This window comes from Brevibacterium sp. 50QC2O2, from assembly GCF_024580675.1.
Taxonomy (GTDB): Bacteria; Actinomycetota; Actinomycetes; order Actinomycetales; family Brevibacteriaceae; genus Brevibacterium; species Brevibacterium moorei.
Map to the genome: position 1 here is coordinate 94,997 of NZ_JANIJZ010000012.1, position 24,307 is coordinate 119,303.

Genomic DNA, 24,307 nt, shown 5'->3' on the forward strand with positions numbered 1-24,307 from the left:
CCTCCTTCGATCGGGAATAATAGAAGAGACACACGGTGTTCCGTGAGTCCATACCGAGAGTCTATCCAGCGAGCCGGTGAAGAAGCGCACGGCACGCGAAGAATGAGAGAGTGCCCCGTGGCGAGTCTGCGTCCCATCCCCGAAGAGTACGCGAACGCCGATTCGGTCTACGACGCCTTCACCGACTACTGCACCGAACTGGGCCTGGAACTCTACCCCGCCCAGGACGAGGCCATCCTCGATGTGCTGGCAGGCGACAACACGATCGTCGCCACCCCCACCGGCTCCGGGAAGTCGATGGTCGCCCTGGCCTCCCTGTACTACGCCCTGTGCACCGGCCGCAGGGCCTTCTACACCGCCCCCATCAAAGCCCTGGTCAGCGAGAAGTTCTTCTCCCTGACAAAAGTGCTCGGCGCCGAGAACGTCGGCATGATCACCGGCGACACCTCCGTCAACGCCGAGGCCCCCGTCATCTGCGCCACCGCGGAGATCCTGGCCAATCAGGCCCTACGCTCCGGCGGCATGCTCGATGTCGGCCTGGTCGTGATGGACGAATTCCACTACTTCGCCGACCCCCAGCGCGGCTGGGCCTGGCAGACGCCCCTGCTGACCCTGCCCCAGGCACAATTCGTGCTGATGAGCGCGACCCTCGGGGATATGTCGAAGATCGCCGGCGGCATGGAAGAACTGACCGGCCGTGACACCGCCTACGTCACCGGCACCCAGCGCCCGGTGCCCCTGCGCTACGAATACTCGGAAGAGCCGCTGCACGAGGAACTGCAGAAGCTCGTCTCCGCAGGCCAGGGCCCCGTCTACGTCGTGTCCTTCGCCCAGAACGCCGCAACCGAACTGGCCGGCTCCCTGACCAGCATCAACCTTGCAGGCAAGGAACAGAAGGAACGGATCAAGAACGAGATCAAGGGCTTCGGATTCTCCAAGGGCTTCGGCAAGACCCTGCAACGCCTCCTGACACACGGCATCGGAGTCCACCACGCCGGCATGCTGCCCAAATACCGCCGCCTGGTCGAACACCTCGCCGCCGCGGGCCTACTCTCCGTCATCTCCGGCACCGACACCCTCGGGGTGGGCATCAACGTGCCGATCCGCACCGTCGTCCTGACCGCCCTGACCAAATTCGACGGCCGACGCTCCCGCCGCCTGCGCGTGCGCGAATTTCAACAGATCGCCGGCCGCGCCGGCCGCGCGGGCTTCGACACCGAGGGCTTCGTCGTCGCGCAGGCCCCGGCCCACGTGATCGAGAACAACAAGGCCCTGGCCAAGGCCGGCGACGATCCGAAGAAGCGCCGCAAGGTCAAACACAAACAGCCCCCTGCCGGCTTCGTCGGCTGGTCCAGGGAGACCTTCGACAACCTCGTCGGGGGCACCCCGGAAGAACTGACCAGCCACATGCGCATGACCCACTCCATCCTGGTCAACCTGCTCGCCCGCCCCCACGCCGGTATGCAGACGGTCAAGGACTTCATCGACTCCACCCACGAATCGGAAGCCGCCAAACTCGACATGTACCTGCGGGCACTGGGCATCGGCCGCTCCCTGCTGAACGCCGGAGTGCTCTCCCGCCACCCCACCGAGAACGGCATCGTGGAATTCCGCCCCGACGCCGACCTCGGCCCGCAGTTCGCCCTCAACCAGCCCCTGTCACCCTTCGCCCTGGCCGCCCTCGAACTCTTCGACTCGGAAAACGCCGACCAATGGGCCTACGACGTGCTCAGCGTCATCGAAGCGACCACACCCGTCCAGTTCGCCGTCCTCAAGGGACAACTCGACCGGATCAAACGCGACGAGCTGGCCCTGCTCAAAGCCGACGGGGTCGAATACACCGAACGCATGGCCATCCTCGACGAACTCGACTACCCCAAACCCAACGCCGAAATCCTCGAAGAGGCCTTCTCCACCTACGTCGAATCCGCCCCCTGGCTCGCCGACCTCAACCTCGAACCCAAATCCGTGGTCCGCGACATGATCGACCAGGCCATGAACTTCTCCCAGTTCGTCTCCTACTACGGCCTGGCCCGAGTCGAAGGCGGCCTGCTGCGCTACCTGACCGACGTCTACCGAGCCCTCGTCCAAAACGTCCCAGAAGAGTACGTCGACGAAAACCTCCAACGCATCGTCGACTGGCTCGGCGAGACCATCACCCGGGTGGACTCCTCCCTCGTCGAGGAATGGGAACAACTGCGCGCAGCCGGCGCCCAGACCGAGGCCCTGCCCCTCGACATGGCCGACACCAGGCTCAGCGCAGACGAACCCCGGCTGACCCGCCTGGTGCGCAACGAGATGTTCCACCGCGTCATCCTGGCCGAACGCGGCGCCTACGACGCACTCGGCGCCCTCGACGCGGACAACGGCTTCGACACACACGCCTGGGAGGACTCCGTCGAACCCTACTTCGATGAATACGACACCATGGGAACCGGGCCCCAAGCGCGCTCGCCCGAACTATTCCACCTGCGCAAAGACGACCGGACCTGGCACCTGCGTCAGGTCTTCGACGACCCCGCCGGCGACCACGACTGGGCCATCAGCGCCGACGTCGACCTCGACGCCACCGATACAGCCGATGAACCCGTCCTCACCATCACCCATGTCGGACCCACGGAATAGAGTTGAGACGTGACCGCAGAAACCAGCACCACGAACGCCCAGGGCATCAGCCACCTCGACACACTCGTCGTCCAGGGAGCCAGAGCCCACAACCTGCGCAATGTCGACATCAGCGTGCCCCGCGACGCCATGGTCGTCTTCACCGGCCTGTCCGGCTCCGGTAAATCCTCCCTGGCCTTCGACACCATCTTCGCCGAAGGCCAGCGCCGCTACGTCGAATCCCTGTCCTCCTACGCCCGCATGTTCTTGGGCCAAATGGACAAACCCGACGTCGACCTCATCGAAGGACTCTCCCCGGCAGTCTCCATCGACCAGAAATCGACCTCGCGCAACCCGCGCTCGACCGTTGGCACCATCACCGAGGTCTACGACTTCCTGCGCCTGCTGTGGGCCCGCATCGGCGTACCGCACTGCCCCGTCTGCCACGAACAGATCACCAGCCAGACCCCACAGCAGATCGTCGACCAACTCGAAGAACTCGAAGACCGCACCAAATTCCTCGTCCTCGCCCCAATCGTGCGCCAGCGCAAGGGCGAATTCGTCGACACCTTCTCCCACCTGCAGGCCGCCGGCTTCTCCCGCGCCGTGGTCGACGGAAACCAGATCAGCCTGAGCGACCCGCCCAAACTCGCCAAACAGATCAAACACGACATCTCCGTCGTCGTCGACCGCCTTATCGCCAAGCCCGGCATCCGCCAACGCCTGACCGACTCCGTGGAAACCGCGCTGCGCACCGCAGATGGCCGAATGGACGTCGAATTCGTCGACGACGGCACGACCAGGACCTTCTCCGAACACCTCTCGTGCCCCAACGACCACCCCCTGGCCCTCGACACGATCGAACCGCGCACCTTCAGCTTCAACTCGCCCTTCGGCGCCTGCCCCGTCTGCGACGGCATCGGCACCAAACTCCAAGTCGACGAGACCCTCGTCGTCCCCGACGAGGACCTGGCCATCGCCGACGGCGCCATCGCACCCTGGTCATCGGGCAAGACCACCTCCCAGTACTTCAACCGGATGCTCGACGCCCTGGGCACCGACATGGGCTTCGACCTCGTCACCCCGTGGAAGGACCTCAAACCCTCCCACCGCAAAGCCATCCTCGAAGGCAAGGACTACAAAGTCCACGTCAAATACCGCAACCGCTTCGGCCGCGAACGCAGCTACTCCACCGGCTTCGAGGGCGTCTTCCAATACATCCTGCGCAAACACCAGGAAACCGAATCCGACAACGCCCGCGAACGCTACGAATCGTATATGCGCGAAGTCCCCTGCGCCGCATGCTCGGGCACCCGCCTGCGCCCAGAGGCACTCAGCGTCTTAGTGGGCGGGAAGTCCATCGCCGAGGTCTCCGCGCTCGCGATCGACCAGGCGGCCGCATTCCTGGCCGGACTGGACCTCAACGCCAGGGATGCGCAGATCGCAGCCCAGGTGATGAAGGAGATCAACGCCAGGATGGGGTTCCTGCTCGATGTGGGACTGGACTATCTGACCCTGGCGCGCACCGCAGGCACCCTGTCCGGCGGCGAGGCCCAGCGGATCCGGCTGGCCACCCAGATCGGCTCGGGCCTCGTCGGCGTGCTCTACGTGCTCGACGAACCCTCGATCGGCCTGCACCAGCGGGACAACCGCAGGCTCATCGAAACACTGTTGAAGCTGCGCGATCTGGGCAATACGCTCATCGTCGTCGAACACGACGAGGAGACGATCGAGGCGGCCGACTGGATCGTCGACATCGGCCCCGGCGCCGGCGAACACGGCGGCGATGTCATCTACTCCGGCCCGGTCGCCGGCCTGACCTCCGCGCCCCGGTCGATCACGGGGGACTACCTGGCCGGTCGCCGCGCCATCGGCGTGCCCGCCCGGCGTCGACCGATCGACCGCTCGCGTACGGTGACGGTGGAGCGGGCCAGGGAGAACAACCTCAAGGACGTCACAGTGTCCTTCCCACTGGGCGTATTCACCGCCGTCACCGGAGTGTCCGGTTCGGGCAAATCGACGCTGGTCAACAACATCCTGTACACGGAACTGGCCAACCGGCTCAACGGGGCCAAGAAGGTCCCCGGCCGGCACAAGCGGATCACCGGGGTGGACCAGCTGGACAAAGTGATCCACGTCGACCAGTCACCCATCGGACGCACCCCGCGGTCGAATCCGGCGACGTACACCGGAGTGTTCGACCACATCCGCCGGCTGTTCGCCGAAACCGAGGTGGCCCGCGTGCGCGGTTACCAACCCGGCCGGTTCTCCTTCAACGTCAAGGGCGGCCGGTGCGAGAACTGCCACGGCGACGGCACGATCAAGATCGAGATGAACTTCCTGCCCGACGTCTACGTCCCCTGCGAGGTCTGCCACGGCGCCCGGTACAACAGGGAGACCCTGGAGGCGAAGTTCAAGGACAAGTCGATCGCCGAGGTCCTCGATATGCCGATCGAACAGGCCGCGGAGTTCTTCGCCGCAGTACCTGCCATCGCCAGGCACCTGAACACCCTGGTGGAGGTGGGCCTGGGCTATGTGCGCCTGGGACAGCCGGCCACCACCCTGTCCGGCGGCGAGGCCCAGCGCGTCAAACTGGCCAGCGAACTGCAGAAGCGCACTCGCGGGCGGACGGTCTACGTCCTCGACGAGCCGACCACGGGTCTACACTTCGAGGACATCAGGAAGCTGCTCCTGGTCCTGCAGGGGCTGGTCGACAAGGGCAATACGGTGATCGTGATCGAACACAACCTCGATGTCATCGCCGCCGCGGACCACATCATCGACATGGGGCCCGAGGGCGGCCGCGGGGGCGGCACCGTCGTGGCCACCGGGACACCGGAGCAGGTCGCACAGGTGGCCGAATCGCATACGGGCCGGTACCTGGCGGCACTGAGCGAGATCGCGGGGCGGATCAGTGGATCCTAGTCTGTACCGCCCGGCCACAGGGGAGATCCCGACCTCGGCCGGGGTGTACAAGTTCCGCGATGAGAACCGGCGGGTGATCTACGTCGGCAAGGCGAAGAACCTGCGCAACAGGCTCAATTCGTACTTCGCCAACCCCGCGGAGCTACACCCGCGCACCTTCACCATGGTGCATACCGCCGCCAGCCTCGAATGGACGGTGGTCAACAACGAGGTCGAGGCGCTCCAGCTCGAGTGGACGTGGATCAACGAGTTCAATCCGCGGTTCAACGTCATGTTCCGCGACGACAAGTCCTACCCGTATCTGGCCATCACGATGAAGGACACCTACCCCCGGGTCTTCGTCACCCGCGGCAAACGCAAGCCGGGGGTCAAGTACTTCGGGCCCTTCACCGCGGTCTGGGCGATCCGCGAGACCCTCGACCAGCTGCTCAAGGCGTTCCCCATGCGCAGCTGTGCCAAGGGGGTGTTCGACCGTGCCGAACGATCCGGGCGGCCCTGCCTGCTGGGCTACATCGACCGCTGCAGCGCGCCGTGCATCGGCCGGATCGGTCCGGAGGAACACCGGGTCCTGGCCCAGAACATCGTCGACTTCATGAATGGCCACACCGGCCGATTCATCTCCACCCGTGAGAAGGAGATGCGGGAGGCCTCTGCGGCCCTCGAGTTCGAACGCGCGGCCAAACTGCGCGATGAGATCACCGCATTGAAGAAGGTCATCGACAAGTCGGCGGTGGTCCTGCGGGTCAGTGCCGACGTCGACGTCTTCGGCCTGGTCGCAGAGGAACTCGAGGCCAGTGTCCAAGTCTTCCACGTGCGCTCCGGGCGGATCAGGGGACAGCGCGGCTGGATCATCGAGCGCCTCGACGAACTGGGTCCCGCCGAACTCACCGCGGACTATCTGCGCCAGGCCTACACCGGAGTCGACCCCGAGGCCGTCCCCAAGGAGATCCTGGTCGACACCCTGCCGACCGATCAGGACGCGTTGCAGGCCTGGCTGAGCGGGCTGCGCGGGGCGGCGGTGACCATCCGGGTGCCCCAGCGCGGGGAGAAGCTCGCCGTGTTGCAGACGGTGCTCAAGAACGCCCGAGAGGCCCTCGACCTGCACAAGCGCCGCAGGGCCTCGGATCTGACGACCAGGTCCCAGGCACTGACCGAGATCCAGACGGCCCTCGACCTCCCGGAGCCCCCGCTGCGCATCGAGTGCATCGACAACTCGCACATGATGGGCCAGAACGTGGTCGGCTCACTCATCGTCTTCGAAGACGGCCTGCCCAAGAAGAAGGACTACCGGCGGTTCTCGGTGACAGGTGAGGCGGCCCGCGACGACACCTCCTCGATGTACGATGTGGTCTCGCGTCGTTTCTCCCGCTACCTCGAGAGCCTCAATGACGATACCCCCGACCAGCGTTTCGGCTATCGGCCCTCACTGCTGGTCGTCGACGGCGCTCTGCCCCAGGTCCACGCCGCCGAGGCGGCTCTGTCCGACCTCGGCATCACCGACATCTCCGTGGTCGGCCTGGCCAAGCGCCTGGAGGAGGTCTGGGTGCCGTGGGACGAGTTCCCGGTCATCCTGCCGCGGAACTCCGAGGGCCTCTTCATGCTCCAGCGTGTGCGCGACGAGGCCCACCGGTTCGCCATCACCTACCACCGCCAGCGCCGGGGCCAGGCGATGCGCACCTCCGTGCTCGACGGAGTGGACGGCCTGGGGTCGGCCAAGCGCAAGGCTCTGCTGACCCACTTCGGGTCCGTCAAGCGGATGCGTACGGCCACGGTGGACGAACTCACCGAGGTCAAGGGCGTCGGTCCGGCCCTGGCACAGCGCATCCAGACCGTCCTGGGAGAAGACTCAGACAGTCCGGACCCCGGTTCGGCTACCGTAGGCAACGACGGGGCCCCACCGGAACCGACGCCACAGAACCACCCGAACCCAGGAGCCGACGATGAACAGTGAGCCCAGCCAGCAGACGGCCGAACCCGGCGCCAGCCGGGTCCTCATCGTCACCGGTATGTCCGGGGCGGGTCGGTCCACTGCGGCCAAGGCCCTCGAGGATCAGAACTGGTATGTGGTCGACAACCTGCCACCGCAGCTGATCGCCCCGCTGATCGAACTCGTCGCCCGGGCCGATGCCAGGCTGCCGCGGGTCGCCGTGGTCACCGATGTGCGTGGCCGGACGAACTTCCAGCGGCTCGACGAGGTGCTGGCCGACTACCGTGCCCGTGGCCTCCACGTCGAGGTGCTGTTCCTCGACGCCAGCGATGAGACGCTGGTCCGCCGGTTCGAATCCGTCCGCCGCCCCCACCCCCTGCAGGGCGAGGAGACCCTGTCCGATGGCATCGAGGCCGAACGCGCTCAGCTGGCCACCGTGGCAGACGGGGCCGACTACCGGATCGACACCACGGATCTCAACGTCCATCAGCTGACCGCCGAGATCCGCAGCCGGTTCGGCGATCCGGAACAGCCCGCGCTGCGTCTGACCGTTATGAGCTTCGGCTTCAAGTACGGACTGCCCAAGGACGCGGACCACGTGGCGGATGTGCGCTTCCTGCCCAATCCCTACTGGATTCCGGCGCTGCGCGAACACACGGGGCAGGATCCGGAGGTCTCCGACTTCGTGCTCGCGCAGACCGGAGCCGGGGAATTCGTCCGCGGCTACGCCGGGGTACTCGAGACCGTGATCGCCGGCTATCTGCGCGAACAGCGGGGATATGCCACCGTCGCGATCGGCTGCACCGGGGGCAAACACCGCTCTGTGGCGATCGCCAGGGCCCTGTGCGATGAGCTCGCGACTCGCACACAGGCTGCGGTCTTCCTCAAACACCGTGATCTGGGGAGGGAGTGACGATGGCCGATATTCCCACCGAGGAACTTCCCATGTATCTGCGCCGTGGCTCCGGCGGACAGGGTGTGAGCATCGCCTCGTTCGGCGGCGGCCACGGCCTCTACGCCTCCCTGCGCGCATTCCGCCTGCTGACGGACAATCTCACCGCCATCGTCACAGTTGCCGACGATGGGGGATCCTCTGGTCGTCTGCGCGAGGAGTTCGGGGGCCTGCCACCGGGCGATCTGCGGATGGCGCTGGCCGCTCTGTGCGATGACGGGGAGTGGGGACGGACCTGGCGCGACATCATCCAGTTCAGGTTCTCCTCCGCCGGGCCGCTGAACGACCACGCCGTGGGCAATCTGCTCATAGCCGCCCTCTGGCAGAAGTTCGGCGACCACGTCGAGGGCCTGGACTGGATGGCCCGGCTGCTGCGGGCCCATGGTCGAGTACTGCCCATGTCCTCGGTGCCGCTGACCATCGAGGCAGACGTCAGCGAGGCAGGCTCCACCACGGTGGTGCGGGGGCAGGCGGAACTCGCCGCCACCCGTGGCGATGTCGGCCAGGTCAGACTGCTGCCGCAGGATCCACCGGCGCGCATCGAAACGCTCGAGGCGATAGCCGGCGCCGATGTGATCAACCTGGGACCGGGCTCCTGGTATACCTCGGTGATGCCGCATCTGCTGGTGCCCGAACTCGCTGAGGCGATCTACTCCTCGCAGGCACTCAAACTGTTGACGTTGAACCTGCCGGGCGCCAAGGCGGAGACCGCCGGGATGAGCCTGGGAGACCATCTGCACAGCCTGCACGAGCACGCACCCCGTCTGCGCTTCGACTCGATCATCGTCGACGATCGCGCAGCGGCGACCGAACCCCGCCTGGCGGGCCTGGCAGGGTCTCTTTTCTCCGCGCAGCTGTGGCGGCGCCCCGTGCGGGCCACCCACTCCGGCGTGCACGACAGCCTGAAGCTGGCGGCCTGCTACCGTGACGTGCTCGGCGATGCCGGCATCGCGGTGGTCGAACAGTGGTAGGGACGAACGAATCGCGTCGCGCAGCGACGCGCGGAAAGGAACGACCATGGCGTTGACGGCGAAGGTCAAGGACGAACTTGCCCACTACCGGGAGACCCGGCCACAGGCGCGCAAGGCAGAGGTCGCGGCGACTCTGCGCTTCTCCTCGGCCCTGCACCTGGTGGCAGGGGCCATCGTGATCGAGGCGGAGGTCGACACGGGTGCGGGCGCCCGCCGCCTGCGCTCGGAGATCAAGGACCTGTTCGGCCATGTCGCCGAGGTCGTCGTGGTCGGCGGCAGCGGGCTGAAGAAGTCCACCCGCTATGTGCTGCGCGTCGTCACGGACGGGCCGGCGCTGGCCCGGCAGACGGGTCTCATCGACGGTCGGGGCAGGCCCGTTCGTGGGTTGCCGTCCGCGATCGTCAACGGCACGATCGCCGACGCCCGCGCCGCCTGGCGCGGTGCCTTCCTGGCCCATGGATCGCTGACCGAGCCCGGCCGCTCCGGCGCGCTCGAGATCACCTGCCCCGGCCCCGAGGCCGCACTGGCCCTGGTGGGCGCGGCGCGGCGTTTCGACATCGCAGCCAAGGCCAGGGAGGTCCGCGGCGTCGACCGGGTCGTGATCCGCGACGGCGAGGCGATCGGCGATCTGTTGACCTCGATGGGGGCGGAGTCCACCCGTCTGGAATGGGAGGAGCGGCGCCTGCGCCGCGAGGTGCGCGCCACCGCCAACCGCCTGGCCAACTTCGACGACGCCAATCTGCGCCGTTCGGCCCGTGCGGCTGTCGCGGCAGGGGCCAGGGTGGAACGCGCGCTCGAGATCCTGGGCGCAGACGTACCGGATCATCTCAAGTACGCCGGCGAACTGCGCTTGGAGCACAAACAGGCCTCATTGGAGGAACTCGGCCAGCTGGCGGACCCGCCGATGACCAAGGACGCGGTCGCCGGCCGGATCCGCCGGCTCCTGTCGACAGCGGACAAGAAAGCGGCAGAACTCGGTATTCCGGGGACAGAGGCCAATCTCACCGCCGACATGCTCGACGAAGTCTGAAGACGGACGGCGGTTCGGACGTTTATGCTGGTAGCAGTGCCGATCGGCACTCGAGAGCAGCACCCATCGGCAGACTGAGGGAGACTATGGTCACTCGCGTAGGAATCAATGGTTTCGGGCGCATCGGCCGGGCATTCACCCGGCACTGGCTCGCCGGCGATCACGACATCGAAATCGTCGCGATCAACGACCTGACCGACAACGCCCATCTGGCACACCTCCTCACCTACGACTCGGTGTGGCGCCGACTGCCCGCCAAAGTCGAAAGCGATGAGGAATCCTTGACCGTCGACGGGCACCGGATCCACGCCACCGCCCACCGGGATCCCGCGGAGATCCCCTGGGGCGACATGGGCGTCGACATCGTCATCGAATGCACGGGCAAGTTCACCAAACGGCAGGCCGCGGCGGCCCACCTGGCCGCCGGCGCCAAGAAGGTCCTGATCTCGGGGCCCTCGAAGGACGCCGATGCGATGCTCGTGCTCGGGGTCAACGAGGGCGATTACGATCCGGCCCAGCACGACATCGTCTCCAATGCCTCGTGCACCACCAACTGCCTGGCTCCTTTGGCCAAGGTGCTGCACCGCGAGTTCGGCATCGCCTCGGGCATTATGAACACCATCCACGCCTACACCGGCGATCAGCGGCTGGTCGACGGGCCCCACAAGGACTTCCGCCGGGCCCGCGCCGCGGCCGTCAACATCGTGCCGACCACCACGGGCGCTGCGGCTGCGGTCGCTAGGGTGATCCCGGAGCTGGCCGGCCGCCTCGACGGCTTCGCCACCCGCGTACCCGTCATCACCGGTTCCCTGGTGGACCTGACGTTCCTGCCGGAACGCCCCACCACCGTCGCCGAAGTCAATGCCGCGGTCGCCGCAGCGGCGACCGGCGAACTCGCGGGTGTCCTCGACTACACCGAGGACCCGATCGTGTCATCCGATATCGTCATGGACAGCCACTCGTCGATCTTCGACGCGGGGCTGACCAGACAGGTTGGCGACCAGATCAAGGTCGTGTCCTGGTACGACAACGAATGGGGTTACTCCCGTCGTCTGTACGACCTGGCCGACCTGGTGGCTGGAAAACTCTGATATCCCCTAGGAAAGGCCCTCCATTGCAGAAACTGACCGACCCCGCCCAGTTCGCGGGGCGCCGTGTCATCGTGCGCAGTGATCTCAACGTCCCCATGCGAGACGGCGCGATCACCGACCCCGGACGCATCATCGCCTCGGCTCCCACTCTGAGGTCCCTGGCCGAGGCCGGGGCGAAGGTGATCGTGATGGCCCATCTGGGCCGGCCCAAGGGCGCCGTCGACCCGCAGTACTCTCTGGCTCCCGTCGCCCCTGCACTGGCCGAGGCCGTTGGCCGGCCGGTCGCCTTCGCCGGCGACACCGTGGGCCCGCAGGCCCGGCGGATGGCCGCCGAACTGGGCGACGGGGAGATCCTGCTGCTGGAGAACCTGCGGTTCAACCCCGGTGAGACGAGCAAGGACGAGGCCGTCAGGCGCGAGTTCGCCGGCCAGCTGGCGGAGCTGGCAGAGGCCTATGTCTCCGACGGCTTCGGCGTGGTCCACCGCAAGCAGGCGAGCGTCTACGACATCGCCACCCTGCTGCCGCACTACGCCGGGGGACTGGTGGCCGCGGAGGTCGAGGTGTGCAGCCGGCTGCTCCACGACCCGGCACGACCCTATGTGGTGGTGCTGGGCGGTTCCAAGGTATCGGACAAGCTGGGCGTCATCGACTCCCTGCTCGAACGGGCCGACACCCTGGTGATCGGCGGCGGCATGCTCTTCACCTTCCTCGCCGCGCAGGGCTATGCGGTGGGCGCCAGCCTGCTCGAAGCCGATCAACTCGAGCGGGTCCGCGGCTATCTGGACAAGGCACAGGAGGTGGGCGTCGACCTGGTGCTGCCCACCGATATCGTCATGGCCGAGTCCTTCGCCGCTGATGCCGCGCATGCGGTTGCCGGCATCGACGCGCTCGAGTCCACCCCCGCCGGTGCCAAGGCGATGGGCCTGGACATCGGACCGGAGACGGCCGCCCACTACGCCCAGCTGGTCGCCGAGGCACAGACGGTGTTCTGGAACGGTCCCATGGGCGTCTTCGAATTCCCCGCCTTCGCCGCCGGCACCAGTGCGGTGGCAAAGGCGCTGAGCAATGCCAATGGGGGACCGGAGACCGGCCGGCTGACCGTCGTCGGCGGCGGCGACTCCGCTGCAGCCGTGCGCTCCCTGGGCTACACAGAGGCCGACTTCGGCCACATCTCCACGGGTGGGGGAGCCAGCCTCGAATTCCTCGAGGGCAAGACTCTGCCGGGGCTGGAGGTGCTCGACTGATGGCCAAGAAGACCAAGCCCGAGCGCCTACCGCTGCTGGCGGGCAACTGGAAGCTCAACCTGGACCACTTCGAGGCCATCGCCACCGTGCAGAAACTGGCCTGGGCGCTCGACGATGCGAAATTCGACTACGAGGCCGGCGAAATCGCGGTGCTCCCACCGTTCACCGACATCCGGTCGGTCCAGACCCTCATCGCAGGCGACAAGCTGTCTTTGAGCTATGGCGCGCAGGACCTGTCGGTGCACGATTCCGGTGCCTTCACCGGAGAGGTGTCGGGCCGGTTCCTCAAACGGCTCGGCTGCCGCTATGCGATCGTCGGGCACAGTGAACGCAGGGCCTACCACCAGGAGACGGACTCCGTCGTGCAGGAGAAGGTGGCTGCTTGTCTGCGCCACGAGTTGCTGCCCATCCTGTGCGTGGGAGAACCTCTGGAGGTCAGGGAGGCCGGCGAACACGAGGCTCATACCCTGGCCCAGCTCAGTGCCGCTCTCGAGGGGCTCACAGCAGAGGCTCTTGCAGGACTCGTCGTCGCCTATGAACCGGTCTGGGCGATTGGCACAGGACGCACTGCCACCGCCGAGGACGCCGCCACCATGGCCACCGCGATCAGGGGCAGGCTGGAGGAACTCTATGATCCCTCCTTCGCCGCCGGCGTCAGGATCCTCTACGGTGGTTCGGTCAAGGCCGAGAACGTCGCAGCAATCATGGCCTCGGCCGATGTCGACGGCGCCCTGGTGGGCGGGGCAAGCCTGAGCGCCGCGGACTTCAGCGCCCTGGCCGTGGCAGCCCAGCGCGGCTGATCGTATTACACCAATCCGACATCGAAATGTTAGGCTTGTCTGCGTGGAAATTCTAAGCATCGTCCTCACGTGCATCCTCGTGCTCACCAGTCTGCTGCTGGGACTCTTCGTGCTCCTGCACAAGGGCCGTGGCGGCGGCATGTCCGACATGTTCGGCGGCGGTATGAGCTCGAATCTGGGTTCGTCCGGCGTGGCCGAACGCAATCTGAACCGCATTACGACCTTCGTCGCCATCGTATGGGTCGCGGCGATCGTGCTGCTGGGCCTGATCATGCGCTTCGGCAACTGAGCCGATCAGAGCGAAAGCGGGGCCGGACCTCTCCGAGGAGAGGTCCGGCCCCGCTTTTGTCTGCCGACCGCGGCCAGGCGGTCGGCGCAGGTCCCGTGGCCGGGTTCTACAGAGCCCCCACCAGGTCGACCAGCTCTGCCAGCCCGGTGGACAATTCGGTCAAGTGGATCCGCAGCACGGACCGGCCCAGACCTTGCAACACCTGGGCATCGCCGGCGGCCTGCGCGGCGATCAACTGGGACAGGGTGAAATCCCGTCCCGGCACCGCCAGATCTGCTGTGGAACCGGCAGTGATGGACAGGAAGTGCCCGTTGGGGTGACCGCCCTTGTGGTACTGGCCGGTCGAGTGCAGGTAGCGGGGACCGAACCCCAGAGTCACGGGGACCCCGGTGGCGCGCTCCAGCCGGGTCCGCAACTCCTCGAAGCCGGCGGGGTCGGCCAACCGATCGACGAAGGCCTGGATGGCCACATAGTCATGGGCACCGAGTTCCGCGGTGAAGGCCGCGAGCGACTCCCGTGTGGCGGATGGGGGAGTGGGCAGCGCCGCCACGCCCTCGCCCAGCAGCGCACGGGTGGCGGCCTTGGCCGATTCGACATCCGGCTGATCGAAGGGGTCGAGGTCCAAACAGATTCCCAGAAGGGCTGTGGCGTACTCCCAGATGAGGAACTGGGCTCCCAGCTCCCCGGACCCGGCGATGGCGTAGAGGGCGCTGCGCGGGGTGGAGCCCTCCGTGGCGGCATCGTACACGGCATAGGGCGTGGCGAAGTCCGGCCCCGCTGTACGCAGTCTGACCGCCTGTTCTGCGGTCGTCGACAGCGGTAGCACGCCGCGGCCGAGTTTTCCGGTGGACTCCGCGATGAGTTGCTCGAGCCAGGCGCCGAAACCGGGAGTTCCCGGATCGTCGAGGACGAGTAGCTTCTCAGCGCCCGCCGCATGGGAGGCGGCCAGGGTCGCGGCGATCCACAGTGCGGGGTTCTCCACCGAGTCCTCGCCCAGCTGCGCTGCCACATCGTTCGCCGCTGCGAGCAACCCGCGCACCTCGGCGCCGGCCAGGACACTCGGCACCAGGCCGAAGGCACTGAGAGCCGAGAACCGACCACCGACCCGCGGATCGGCCAGGAACACCCGGTAGCCCTGGTCGAGGGCCAACCGGTGCAGTGGCGAGTCCGGATCGGTGATCGCGATGATGCGGCCGGCAGGGTCGACCCCCGCCGCCTCCAACAGGGACACCGCGATGCGCCGGTGGGTGTCGGTCTCCACGGTTCCGCCGGACTTCGATGCGATGACGTACGCAGTCGATGCGACCCGGTCGCCGAGTGCGGTGAGGACCTGGTCGGGAGCGGTGGAGTCGAGCACTGTCAACTCCACTCCCGCCGTGGCGCAGATGAGCTCCGGGGCCAGGGAGGAACCGCCCATTCCGCACAACACGATGCGCTGGACCCCGGCCTCGCGCAGTTCCGCACGGACCGTCCGGGCCCTGGCCACCACGGACTGGGCCCGGACGGCCAGGTCGACCCAGCCCAGGCGCTGCGCGGCCTCGGCGCTGGCGTCCGGACCCCACAGGCCGGCGTCCTGTGCTCTCAGGCGCGAAGCCGCGCGCGCCGCGATGAGCCGCCGCAGATGCGGTCCGACCGCGTCGTGCTCCGGCTGGGAGAAGGTATAGCCCTGTGCTGCATGGATGACCATGGTCTCACCTTTCATGGACGTGTCATAGCGGAATCGTGCGCCGGTCGGTTCAACGTCCCAGCTGCTGCGAGACACCTGCGACGAGTTCGTCCCAGCTCGCGTCGAACTTCTCCAGACCCTCGGCCTCGAGTTTGTCCATCACCTCCGCATAGTCGACACCGACTCCGGCCAGGGCATCGAGGTCCGCATCGGCCTGGGCGTATCCGCCAGAGACCGTGTCGCCGTGGACCTCGCCGTGATCCGCGAAGGCCAGCAGAGTCTTCTCCGGCATCGTATTCACCGTTCCGGCGGCGACGAGCTCACTGACGTACATGGTGTCGGGATAGGCGGGGTTCTTCACCCCTGTCGATGCCCACAGGGGCCGCTGCTGGTTCGCACCGGCGGCGGCCAGGACGTGGAAGCGCTCGGAGGAGAACTGCTCGACGGCGATGCGGTGGGCCAGCCGGCAGTTGGCCAGGCCGGCCCGGCCCCGCAGTTCGAGTGCCTCGGGCGTGCCGATGGCCTCCAGCCGGCCGTCGACCTCCGTATCCACGCGGGATACGAAGATCGAGGCGACGGAATGGATCTGCGAAATGTCGAAACCGGCCTCTTTGGCCCGTTCCAGACCATTGATGTAGGCCTCGACGACGCGCCGGTAGCGGCCGAGTGCGAAGATCAGCGTGACATTGACGCTGATGCCCGCCGCGACGACCTGGGTGATGGCCGTCAGGCCCTCCTGCGTCGCGGGGATCTTGATCATCGCATTGGGCCGGTCGATGATCTTCCACAGCTTCTTGGCGTAGGCGATGGTGCCCTCGGTGTCCCGGGCCAGGCCGGGCGGGACCTCGATCGACACACGGCCGTCCTGGCCGGCTGTGGCATCGTAGACAGGCCGCAGCACATCACAGGCTGCTGCGACGTCGGCGCACGTGAGCGCATCGATCGCATCCTCGAGGGAAGCGTCTGAGGCGGCCAGCCGGCCCACCTGTTCGGCGTAGGCGTCCGAATCCGCCAGAGCACCTGCGAAGATGGTGGGATTCGTCGTCACCCCGACAATCGACTGTTCGTCCACGGCCCGGGCCAGCTCCCCGCTGGAGAGACGGCTGCGCGAGAGGTCGTCGAGCCAGATGGAGACCCCGGCGGTGGACAGTTCCTGCAGTGCGCTCATACCAGCTCCTTGACTGCGGCCATGGATTCCTCCGCTGCGGCCACAACGGCCTGGGCCGTCAGCCCGAACTCGCGGTAGAGCGTCTTGGCATCGGCCGATGCTCCGAAGTGTTCGAGCGACACGGCCCGGCCCTCGGTGCCCAGGTAGCGGTACCAGCTCATGGCACCGCCGGCCTCGATGCTGACCCTGGCGCGGACCGCGGACGGCAGCACCGAAGCGCGGTAGTCGGCGTCCTGCCGGTCGAACCACTCCATGCACGGCACGGAGACGACGCGGGCGGCGACCCCGCTGCCGGTCAGCGTCTCCGCTGCGGTCAGGGCGATCTCCACCTCCGAGCCGGAGGCCAGCAGGATGACGTCGGGGGTACCGTCGGTGTCCTTGAGGATATAGGCGCCCTTGGAGGTCAATTCGGCCGGTGCCAGGGTGGCGCGGTCGAGGATCGGCAGGGCCTGGCGCGAGAGGACCATCCCGGTCGGGCCATCCGTGCGATCGAGCACCGTGCGCCAGGCGACGGCGGTTTCGTTGGCGTCGGCGGGACGGACCACGTCGACGTTCGGAATCGCACGCAGCGAGCTCAGGTGCTCGATCGGCTGGTGGGTGGGCCCATCCTCGCCCACCCCGATCGAGTCATGGGTCCAGACGAACACATTGGGCACCTGCTGGAGCGCGGCCAAGCGCACGGCTGCGCGCTGGTAGTCCGAGAACACCAGGAAAGTCGCGTTGTAGGGCCGGGTCGGTCCGTGCAGGGCGATGCCGTTGCAGATCAGGCCGGCGGCGAATTCGCGCACGCCGAAGTGCAGATTGCGACCGTAGACATTGCCGGGGAACGCCTTGGAACCGCGGTCCTCGGGCAGGAAGGACGCCTCACCGTTGATGAAGGTGTTGTTCGAACCGGCCAGGTCGGCCGAACCGCCCCACAACTCCGGCATCAGCGGTGCCAGCGCGTTGAGGACCTTGCCCGACGCGGCGCGGGTCGCCATCGGCTTGTCTGCGGAGTCGAACACGGGAAGCGCCCCGTCGATCCCCGCGGGCAGGCGTCCCGCCAGCAGGCGGTCGAAGAGCTCCGCGCGGTCCGGGTTCTCCTCGCGCCATGCGTCGAAGCGCTCGTTCCAAGCGGCGTGGGCCGCGGCCCCGCGGTCGAGGACCTGCCGGGAGTGTTCGAGCACTGCGGGGGCGACCTCGAAGGTCTGCTCCGGGTCGAAGCCCAGAATCTCCTTCGTCGCACGGATCTCCTCGTCACCCAGCGCCGCACCGTGGGCGGCCCCGGAGTTCTGCTTCGTGGGCGCCGGCCACGCGATAATCGTCGAGAGCCGGATGAAGGAGGGACGGTCGTCGGCGCGGGCGGCCCGGATGGCCGCGTCGAAGGCCTCGATGTCCTCGGAGTAGTGGCCGTTGTTCACGAAGTCGACATGCTGGACGTGCCAGCCGTAGGCCGCGTAGCGGGCCTCCACGTCCTCGGTGAAGGCGATCGAGGTATCGTCCTCGATCGAGATCCGGTTGTCGTCCCAGATCAGGATGAGGTTGCCCAGACGCTGGGTGCCGGCGAGGCTCGAGGCCTCACCGGAAACGCCCTCCTGTAGGCAGCCATCACCGGCGAGCACGTAGATATCGTGGTCGAAGGGGGACTGGCCGGCCGGTGCGGCGGGGTCGAACAGACCGCGTTCGCGGCGGGCCGCCATCGCCATGCCCACGGCCGAGGCGATGCCGGAGCCCAACGGCCCGGTGGTGATCTCAACGCCGGGGGTGTGCCCGACCTCCGGGTGGCCAGGGGTCAGAGAGCCCCAGGTGCGCAGGGCCTTGAGATCGTCGAGCTCAACGCCGAAACCCGCCAGGTAGAGCTGCACGTACTGGGTCAGCGACGAGTGTCCTGCCGAGAGCACGAAACGGTCGCGGCCGATCCAGTTCGGATCGGCGGGGTCGACGTTCATGGCCTTCTGGTAGAGGTAATAGGCGACGGGCGCCAGGCTCATCGCCGTGCCCGGGTGGCCATTGCCCGCCTTCTGGACGGCGTCTGCGGCCAGTAGACGTGCGGTGTCGACTGCCTGCCGGTCCAGTGCGGACCAATCAAGAGCGCTCATGTGGTTTCGGATCCCCTTAGATTCGGCTTTCGTTCCGGACCAAGTTTATCCGACGGTGCCGCGGCGCGGGCCGCCGCGGGCGGTCTGATCGGGTGCGACGCCGCCGATAGGCTCGGCTAAGTGGAGGTGACGTCTACGCGGAGTAGAATTGCTCGGATAGTGCCCATGGACCGTGAAGGCATCTCTCATGTTCACAACGCCTAAGGAAGTGACCCGCACACGTGACTGCTGATCAGCGCAGGGGAACGGACGAAGCGCCACTGCAGCGCACCATCGACGAACGCAAGCGGGCGGGACGCCCGCGGGGCAAGGTGGGCGCCTATATCGCCCTGACCAAGCCACGCGTGATCGAGTTGCTGCTAGTCACCACCGCCCCGGTGATGTTCTTGGCAGAACGGGGTCTGCCCAATCTGTGGCTGGTGCTCACGACGATGATCGGCGGCGCCGCTGCCGCCGCTTCGGCCAGTGTGTTCAACTGCATCATCGACCGCGATATCGATGCGAAGATGCACCGGACGGAGAACCGCCCGCTGGTCACCGGTGAGGTGTCCCTGACGGGGGCCTTCGTGTTCGCCTTCGTGCTGGGCATCGGGTCGATCTTCTGGATGGGCGGTTTCACCAACTGGCTCGCCGCCGGTCTGACCGCCGCCGCGATTCTGCTCTATGTGGTCTTCTACACGATCCTGCTCAAGCGCCATACCACGCAGAACATCGTGTGGGGTGGGGCCGCCGGATGCATGCCGGTGCTCATCGGCTGGGCTGCGGTGACCGAACAACTGGCGTGGGAACCGGTCCTGTTGTTCCTGGTCGTCTTCTTCTGGACGCCGCCGCACTATTGGCCCCTGGCCATGAAGTACAAGGCCGACTACGATGCAGCCGGCGTCCCCATGCTGCCCAGCAAGGTGCCGCCGGCAAATGTCGGTCGGCAGATCGTCTGGTACAGCTGGGCCATGATTGCGGCCTCGCTGGCGCTGATCCCCGTCGGGCACATGGGCCCGGTCTACATCGTCGCGTCCCTGGGTGCCGGCGCCTGGTTCCTGTGGGAGGCCTATGGCCTGGTGAACAGGGCCAAGCACGGCGCGACCGGAACCGGTCTGAAGGCCATGCGGTTGTTCCACGGATCGATCACGTACCTGTCGCTGCTGTTCCTGGCAGTCGCAATCGATCCGCTGCTCAATCCCTTCGCCTAGCGGTCAGTACACCCAGACCTTCGTCTTCTTCGGCGTGGATCCGGACTTCCAGATCCAGTCCATTGCAGGGTTGCTCACGCGCACACAGCCGTGTGATGCCGGCTGGGCCGGCACCGACCACCATTCGCCGTGGACCGCGATCCCGCCGTTGAAGTACTTGGGCCGATACAGTTTGCCCAGTCGCGCGTGGCGTACCCCATTGATCTGCCTGTACACCTTGTACTTGCCCTTGGGTGTGCGCCAACCGGACCGGCCGGTGGAGGCGTTGATGGTCCGCACCACTTTGCCGTCCTTGACGACGTAGAGCAGCTGCCGCTTCAGCGATACCTCGATATAGCGGCCCTTCTTCGATTTGGCCGTGGGCCGCACACCCTGGTCCAGCTTCTTCCAGGTCTTCTGGTTCAGCTTGCCCGTGCGCTTGATTCCCGCGGCCTTCTGCAGGGCCCAGACGGCCTGACGCATGTTCTGGTCGTAGCGAGAGCTCACCTTGGGTAGGAAATATCCGAGGGAGCGCAGGCGTAGACCCGCCGCCTTGACGTGTCTGCCCTTCGAGCCGTAGGCCAGGTTGGGGCGCTTCGCCTGCTTCGTTGTCTTCTGCGCAGCGGACTGCTCTTCGCCCGCTTTGACCTGCGTGCTTTTCTCGGCCGTCGTCGGGACCGAACTCAGGGTCCCGGCCGCCGCAGGCCGGGCGGCCGACTCCGCCGCAGCGGGTCGGATGGGGGAGGCGAATGCACTGACCGGAACGGTGCTCAAACCGACCAGCAGTGCCAGGCCCATCGCCAGTGCTCTGTTCTTTGTGCTCACACGGATATTTCTAGCAGAGGTTTCCCAGTCGGGGGTGCTGCGACACACGACAGCACCACACCGTTATCTCGCATCCCCCGACCGGGCCGGACTCAGGCCCCCTGTGCGATCCTGGCCTCGAGCTCGGCGACCTCGATGCACGCGGCCAGGCCCTGGGCGGCCAACTCGACCTCGGCCAACGTCGGCATGGTCGGCGCGATGCGGATGTAGCGGTCCTCGGGATCGAAGCCGTGCGGATGGGTCGAGCCCGCGGGAGTCAGCTTCACCCCGGCCTCGGCGGCGAGTTTGACCACCTGTGAGGCGGTTCCGGGATAGACCGTCAACGTGATGAAGTAGCCGCCGCGCGGGACCGACCACTGCGCGGCGCTCGACTCGCCCAGGCCCTCGCGCAGTGCTCTGTCCACCGCGGCGAACTTGGGCCCTGCGATGGCGGCGTGGCGTGCCATATGGGCGCGTACTCCGTCGGCTGTTTTGAAGAACCGCGCGTGGCGCAGCTGGTTGATCTTGTCGGGGCCGATGGACCCGGGTTCCGCATGGGATTTGAACCAGTCGACGATTGCGGGAGAGGCTCCGAAGAAGGCGACTCCCGCTCCCGCGAAGGTGACCTTGGAGGTGGAGGCGAATGTCAGCACCCGGTTCGGATGCCCTGCGCGGGCCGCGATGTCGAGCACGTCCAGTGGCTCATCGTGTTCGGTCCCCAGATGGTGGATCCCGTAGGCGTTGTCCCACATGACCGTGAAGTCCGGCGCGGCGGTCGCCAGTGACATGAGGTCCCGCGTGCGTTCGGTGCTGATGGACACTCCTGAGGGGTTCGCGTACAGGGGGACCAGCCAGATTCCCTTGACCGAGGGATCGGCGACGTGCTCGCGCACGGCCGCCAGGTCGGGGCCCTCGTCGTCGCAGGGGATCGGAATGAGGTCGAAGCCCAGGGACTCGGTGAGCCCGAAGTGCCTGTCGTAGCCGGGCACGGGGCACAGGAAGGAGCGCTTGGCCCCGGCCCACGGCGCGGGGGAGTCCGGCAGTCCGAACAACAGTGCGAACTGCAGCGCCTGTTGCATGAGGGTCAGCGAGGAGTTCCCCTGGGCGAGCAACTGGGGTGCCGGAACCTGCAGCAGTTCGGCGAAGATGGAACGGAGTTCGGGCAGGCCGTCGAAGCCGCCGTAGTTGCGGGCATCCGTGCCGTCGGCCGTGTGGAAGTCCGCACTCGTAACGTTGACGAGCATATCCGCTGACAGGTCGAGCTGGGCGGGGGCGGGCTTGCCGCGGGTGATGTCGAGGTTCAGGCCGCGGGCGGCGAACTCCTCATAAGCTTCACGGGCCTGTGCGAGCCGGGTTTCCTGTTCCGCCTGAGTGGACATTCTGATCCTTCTGTTGTGACCGAGGTGGGGCTGATAGCCACCACTGGATATCCTAATCTGCATGACTTCCTCGCGCTCGACCGGTTCGTCTTCCGTCTCCGGTCGCGGGGGAGTGCAGCGGTGCCTTCCCGTGCTCGCCGTCGTCTGTGTCGTGGCGCTTGGCTGCCTGAGCCTGTTCGGCGGGCGGATCGCCGCAATCCGCGGCTTCACAGGTCTGGTCTACCTCACGGCCCTGCCGTGGGTGGGTATCTCGCTCTGCTTGGCCGGCGCCGGGCTGGCCGGCGCGACCTGGGTCGTCCTGTATCGCCGAGGCCGCGGCGGGCCCTGGCGCTCCGTGTGCGCGCTGAGCGCCCTGGGCCTCGTCCTGCCGGCGGTGCTGGCCGCAGTGCCCGTGCCCGGGACGGGACCCGGTGCCGTGGGGCGCCTGGATCAGGGGAAGGCCGGCTTTTCCGGTTCACTGCGCATCGTGCAGGCCAATGTGCTCATCGACAACTCCGCTTGGACCGATGCGGTGTTCTCCCGGCTGCCCGAGGCGGACGCGGTGTTCCTGGCCGAGGCCTCGGCCGAAACGGTGCGCGGCGAACTGGCCCGGCGCGGCCTGGCGGAGGATTACCGGGTTTTCGTCACCGCGCCCGAAATGGGCGCCGATACGGTTCTCGTGATCCGCTCCGACCTGTCCCCGCGGCCAGTGCACGAGAGCCTGCCCTATGCTGCGGTCGGAGCGACGGTGACGCTGCAGGAGAGCCCGCTGCGGCTGATCGGGGTGCACACGGCATCTCCCATGGCCAGATCGCCGTATCAACGAGCCTGGGAGAACACCGTGTCTACGGCTGCCGAGCAGTGCCGTGCCGACAGCCTGGTGGCGGGGGACTTCAATGCCGTCTGGCGCCAGCTGGGGCCGCGCACCATGTGCCACGACGCCGCTGGGACTCTGGGCGCGGGAGGCCCGGGCAGCTGGCCGAGCTTTGCACCACGATTCCTGGGCGCGCGCATCGACCATCAGATCTACGATCCGGCCCGACTGTGTCCGCGTGCAGGCGAGCTGTTCGACATACCGGGCAGTGATCATAGGGGAACGGATTTCGACTACGCGGTGTCGCGCCGAGTCGGCGGCACACAGGAGGTGGCCACATGCACGGGCCGAAACTGAGGAACGGACAACGGTCGGACTATGGAACCACGTTCGGGGGACAGGCCGAGCTCTACGACCGGGTGCGTCCGGGGTATCCGCATGAAGTGGTCACTGCGCTGTGCGGCCTGGCCGCAGGGCCCGTCTGCGACCTGGGCGCAGGCACCGGGAAGCTCGGTGCGGCACTCGATGTGGCCCTGGCGGATACTCCCTGGTCGGTGCTCGCAGTGGATCCCGACGAGCAGCTGTTGGAGCGCAATCCGTGCCGTACGCGCGTCGGCACCGCCGAGGCCGTCCCAGTCGAAGATGCTACAATATCACTCACCATTGCAGCCCAGTCCTGGCACTGGTTCGCCCAGCCGGCGGCAGGAGTCGAGATAGCCCGGATCACCGGGATGGGCGGGCATCTGGCCATTGTGAACAATCAACTCGACGTGCGGGTGTCCTGGGTCCACCGGTTGAGCCGGATCATGCATGCCGGCGATGTCTATCGGCCGGCGTGGCGCCCGGAGCTGCCGGGTGAGTTCGGACCGGTACGGGCGCATACGGTTTCCTTTACGACCCCCGTGGGTGTTGCGGAGGTGATCGGGCTGGCACGGACCAGGACTTACTGGCTGCGCTCGAACGAGGCGACGCGCGCCCGGGTGGAGGACAATATCCGCCAGTACCTGATGGGGGAAGCATGCGAGGATCCCGAGTTCCTGGCCGCGCGCACGGAAAATGGGCGGTTCGAGCTGCCGTACATGTGCCTGGTCTATATCGCACCCAGGTGTTGAGAGACGAAATCGTGGGGAGGGCCTCGGCCCTCCCCACGGAAATCTACTTAACATAATGTATATTATCGGCGCTCTATGACCGGTGCGCCGAACCTGCTCCGAAACAGCCTCGACGGCTTGCGGGGCTATTTCTTCTTCTTGGCCTTGACGACCTTGTACTTGACCTTGATGACTCCGGCCTTGGTGCCCTTGAGCTTCTTCATCGCACCCTTGGACAAATCCAGACAACGGCTCTTGACGAACGGTCCGCGGTCGTTGATGCGCACGGTCACGGACTTGCCGTTCTTCTTGTTCGTCACCTTCAC

Annotated in this window: 19 protein-coding genes; 13 read left to right on the forward strand and 6 right to left on the reverse strand. The window is 66.8% G+C overall.

Annotated features, from left to right (window positions below; genetic code table 11):
• Positions 1–102: 102 nt before the first annotated feature.
• The 10 genes from NQ038_RS10955 (at position 103) to secG (ending at position 13,833) form a co-directional block, all read left to right on the forward strand.
• Complete coding sequence (locus tag NQ038_RS10955; protein ID WP_373456813.1) at positions 103–2,625, forward strand: DEAD/DEAH box helicase; 2,523 nt, start codon at positions 103–105, stop codon at positions 2,623–2,625.
• A gap of 9 nt (positions 2,626–2,634) precedes the next feature.
• Positions 2,635–5,529, forward strand: a complete 2,895-nt coding sequence (gene uvrA, locus NQ038_RS10960) for an excinuclease ABC subunit UvrA (RefSeq protein WP_257062576.1) — start codon at positions 2,635–2,637, stop codon at positions 5,527–5,529.
• Positions 5,519–7,480, forward strand: coding sequence for an excinuclease ABC subunit UvrC (uvrC, locus tag NQ038_RS10965; RefSeq protein WP_257046391.1), 1,962 nt, complete (start codon positions 5,519–5,521; stop codon positions 7,478–7,480). Before uvrA ends, uvrC begins: the two co-directional genes overlap by 11 nt.
• Complete coding sequence (rapZ, locus tag NQ038_RS10970) at positions 7,470–8,369, forward strand: RNase adapter RapZ (RefSeq protein WP_257046390.1); 900 nt, start codon at positions 7,470–7,472, stop codon at positions 8,367–8,369. The genes uvrC and rapZ overlap by 11 nt, the downstream gene beginning before the upstream one ends.
• 2 nt (positions 8,370–8,371) lie before the next feature.
• Positions 8,372–9,379 carry a uridine diphosphate-N-acetylglucosamine-binding protein YvcK gene (gene yvcK / locus NQ038_RS10975; protein ID WP_373456814.1) on the forward strand — a complete coding sequence of 336 codons (1,008 nt, stop codon included), beginning with the start codon at positions 8,372–8,374 and terminating at the stop codon, positions 9,377–9,379.
• Positions 9,380–9,425: 46 nt separating this feature from the next.
• Positions 9,426–10,409: a DNA-binding protein WhiA gene (whiA, locus tag NQ038_RS10980; RefSeq protein ID WP_257046389.1), complete on the forward strand. Its 984-nt coding sequence runs from the start codon at positions 9,426–9,428 to the stop codon at positions 10,407–10,409.
• An 86-nt stretch (positions 10,410–10,495) separates the two neighbouring features.
• Positions 10,496–11,500 (forward strand): type I glyceraldehyde-3-phosphate dehydrogenase, encoded by a 1,005-nt coding sequence (gene gap, locus NQ038_RS10985; RefSeq protein ID WP_257046388.1) that lies wholly within the window; start codon positions 10,496–10,498, stop codon positions 11,498–11,500.
• A gap of 23 nt (positions 11,501–11,523) precedes the next feature.
• Positions 11,524–12,744: a phosphoglycerate kinase gene (gene pgk / locus NQ038_RS10990; RefSeq protein ID WP_257046387.1), complete on the forward strand. Its 1,221-nt coding sequence runs from the start codon at positions 11,524–11,526 to the stop codon at positions 12,742–12,744.
• The gene (tpiA, locus tag NQ038_RS10995; protein WP_257046386.1) at positions 12,744–13,544 is read left to right on the forward strand and encodes a triose-phosphate isomerase; all 801 of its coding nucleotides are present in this window, start codon (positions 12,744–12,746) and stop codon (positions 13,542–13,544) included. The genes pgk and tpiA overlap by 1 nt, the downstream gene beginning before the upstream one ends.
• Before the next feature lie 43 nt (positions 13,545–13,587).
• Complete coding sequence (gene secG / locus NQ038_RS11000) at positions 13,588–13,833, forward strand: preprotein translocase subunit SecG (RefSeq protein WP_257046385.1); 246 nt, start codon at positions 13,588–13,590, stop codon at positions 13,831–13,833.
• A gap of 106 nt (positions 13,834–13,939) precedes the next feature.
• Here the strand turns inward: secG and NQ038_RS11005 are convergent, their stop codons facing one another.
• Genes NQ038_RS11005 through tkt form a run of 3 tightly spaced genes read right to left on the reverse strand, consistent with a single transcriptional unit; the run spans position 13,940 to position 18,745 of the window.
• Positions 13,940–15,535, reverse strand: coding sequence for a glucose-6-phosphate isomerase (locus NQ038_RS11005; RefSeq protein WP_306427934.1), 1,596 nt, complete (start codon positions 15,533–15,535; stop codon positions 13,940–13,942).
• Positions 15,536–15,569: 34 nt separating this feature from the next.
• On the reverse strand, positions 15,570–16,667 hold the full coding sequence (gene tal / locus NQ038_RS11010) for a transaldolase (protein ID WP_257046383.1): 1,098 nt from the start codon (positions 16,665–16,667) through the stop codon (positions 15,570–15,572).
• Positions 16,664–18,745, reverse strand: coding sequence for a transketolase (tkt, locus tag NQ038_RS11015; protein WP_257046382.1), 2,082 nt, complete (start codon positions 18,743–18,745; stop codon positions 16,664–16,666). Before tkt ends, tal begins: the two co-directional genes overlap by 4 nt.
• Positions 18,746–19,005: 260 nt before the next feature.
• Here tkt and NQ038_RS11020 point away from each other — a divergent pair, with 260 nt between their 5' ends.
• Positions 19,006–19,935, forward strand: a complete 930-nt coding sequence (locus tag NQ038_RS11020; RefSeq protein WP_257046642.1) for a heme o synthase — start codon at positions 19,006–19,008, stop codon at positions 19,933–19,935.
• A 3-nt stretch (positions 19,936–19,938) separates the two neighbouring features.
• Here the strand turns inward: NQ038_RS11020 and NQ038_RS11025 are convergent, their stop codons facing one another.
• Both NQ038_RS11025 and NQ038_RS11030 read right to left on the reverse strand, forming a co-directional pair.
• A complete protein-coding gene (locus tag NQ038_RS11025; protein ID WP_257062577.1) occupies positions 19,939–20,739 on the reverse strand; it encodes a L,D-transpeptidase family protein in 801 nt (266 codons plus the stop codon).
• 92 nt (positions 20,740–20,831) lie between these two features.
• Positions 20,832–22,097, reverse strand: coding sequence for an aminotransferase class I/II-fold pyridoxal phosphate-dependent enzyme (locus NQ038_RS11030; protein WP_257056854.1), 1,266 nt, complete (start codon positions 22,095–22,097; stop codon positions 20,832–20,834).
• Between the two features lie 61 nt (positions 22,098–22,158).
• On the opposite strand from NQ038_RS11030, the gene NQ038_RS11035 reads away from it, so the two are divergent.
• Complete coding sequence (locus NQ038_RS11035; protein WP_257046379.1) at positions 22,159–23,247, forward strand: endonuclease/exonuclease/phosphatase family protein; 1,089 nt, start codon at positions 22,159–22,161, stop codon at positions 23,245–23,247.
• Positions 23,229–24,002 (forward strand): class I SAM-dependent methyltransferase, encoded by a 774-nt coding sequence (locus NQ038_RS11040; protein WP_257046378.1) that lies wholly within the window; start codon positions 23,229–23,231, stop codon positions 24,000–24,002. The genes NQ038_RS11035 and NQ038_RS11040 overlap by 19 nt, the downstream gene beginning before the upstream one ends.
• A gap of 125 nt (positions 24,003–24,127) precedes the next feature.
• Here the strand turns inward: NQ038_RS11040 and NQ038_RS11045 are convergent.
• The coding region (locus tag NQ038_RS11045; protein ID WP_257062578.1) for a septal ring lytic transglycosylase RlpA family protein at positions 24,128–24,307 on the reverse strand (180 nt) is incomplete at its 5' end.

Coding starts and splice junctions, on each gene's coding strand:
- NQ038_RS11030 (WP_257056854.1), bottom strand. CDS start 22,097: ATGTCCACTCAGGCGGAACAGGAAACCCGGCTCGCACAGGCCCGTGAA.
- yvcK (WP_373456814.1), top strand. CDS start 8,372: ATGGCCGATATTCCCACCGAGGAACTTCCCATGTATCTGCGCCGTGGC.
- tpiA (WP_257046386.1), top strand. CDS start 12,744: ATGGCCAAGAAGACCAAGCCCGAGCGCCTACCGCTGCTGGCGGGCAAC.
- tal (WP_257046383.1), bottom strand. CDS start 16,667: ATGAGCGCACTGCAGGAACTGTCCACCGCCGGGGTCTCCATCTGGCTC.
- NQ038_RS11040 (WP_257046378.1), top strand. CDS start 23,229: ATGCACGGGCCGAAACTGAGGAACGGACAACGGTCGGACTATGGAACC.
- tkt (WP_257046382.1), bottom strand. CDS start 18,745: ATGAGCGCTCTTGATTGGTCCGCACTGGACCGGCAGGCAGTCGACACC.
- whiA (WP_257046389.1), top strand. CDS start 9,426: ATGGCGTTGACGGCGAAGGTCAAGGACGAACTTGCCCACTACCGGGAG.
- NQ038_RS11005 (WP_306427934.1), bottom strand. CDS start 15,535: ATGAAAGGTGAGACCATGGTCATCCATGCAGCACAGGGCTATACCTTC.
- NQ038_RS11035 (WP_257046379.1), top strand. CDS start 22,159: ATGACTTCCTCGCGCTCGACCGGTTCGTCTTCCGTCTCCGGTCGCGGG.
- rapZ (WP_257046390.1), top strand. CDS start 7,470: ATGAACAGTGAGCCCAGCCAGCAGACGGCCGAACCCGGCGCCAGCCGG.
- gap (WP_257046388.1), top strand. CDS start 10,496: ATGGTCACTCGCGTAGGAATCAATGGTTTCGGGCGCATCGGCCGGGCA.
- NQ038_RS10955 (WP_373456813.1), top strand. CDS start 103: ATGAGAGAGTGCCCCGTGGCGAGTCTGCGTCCCATCCCCGAAGAGTAC.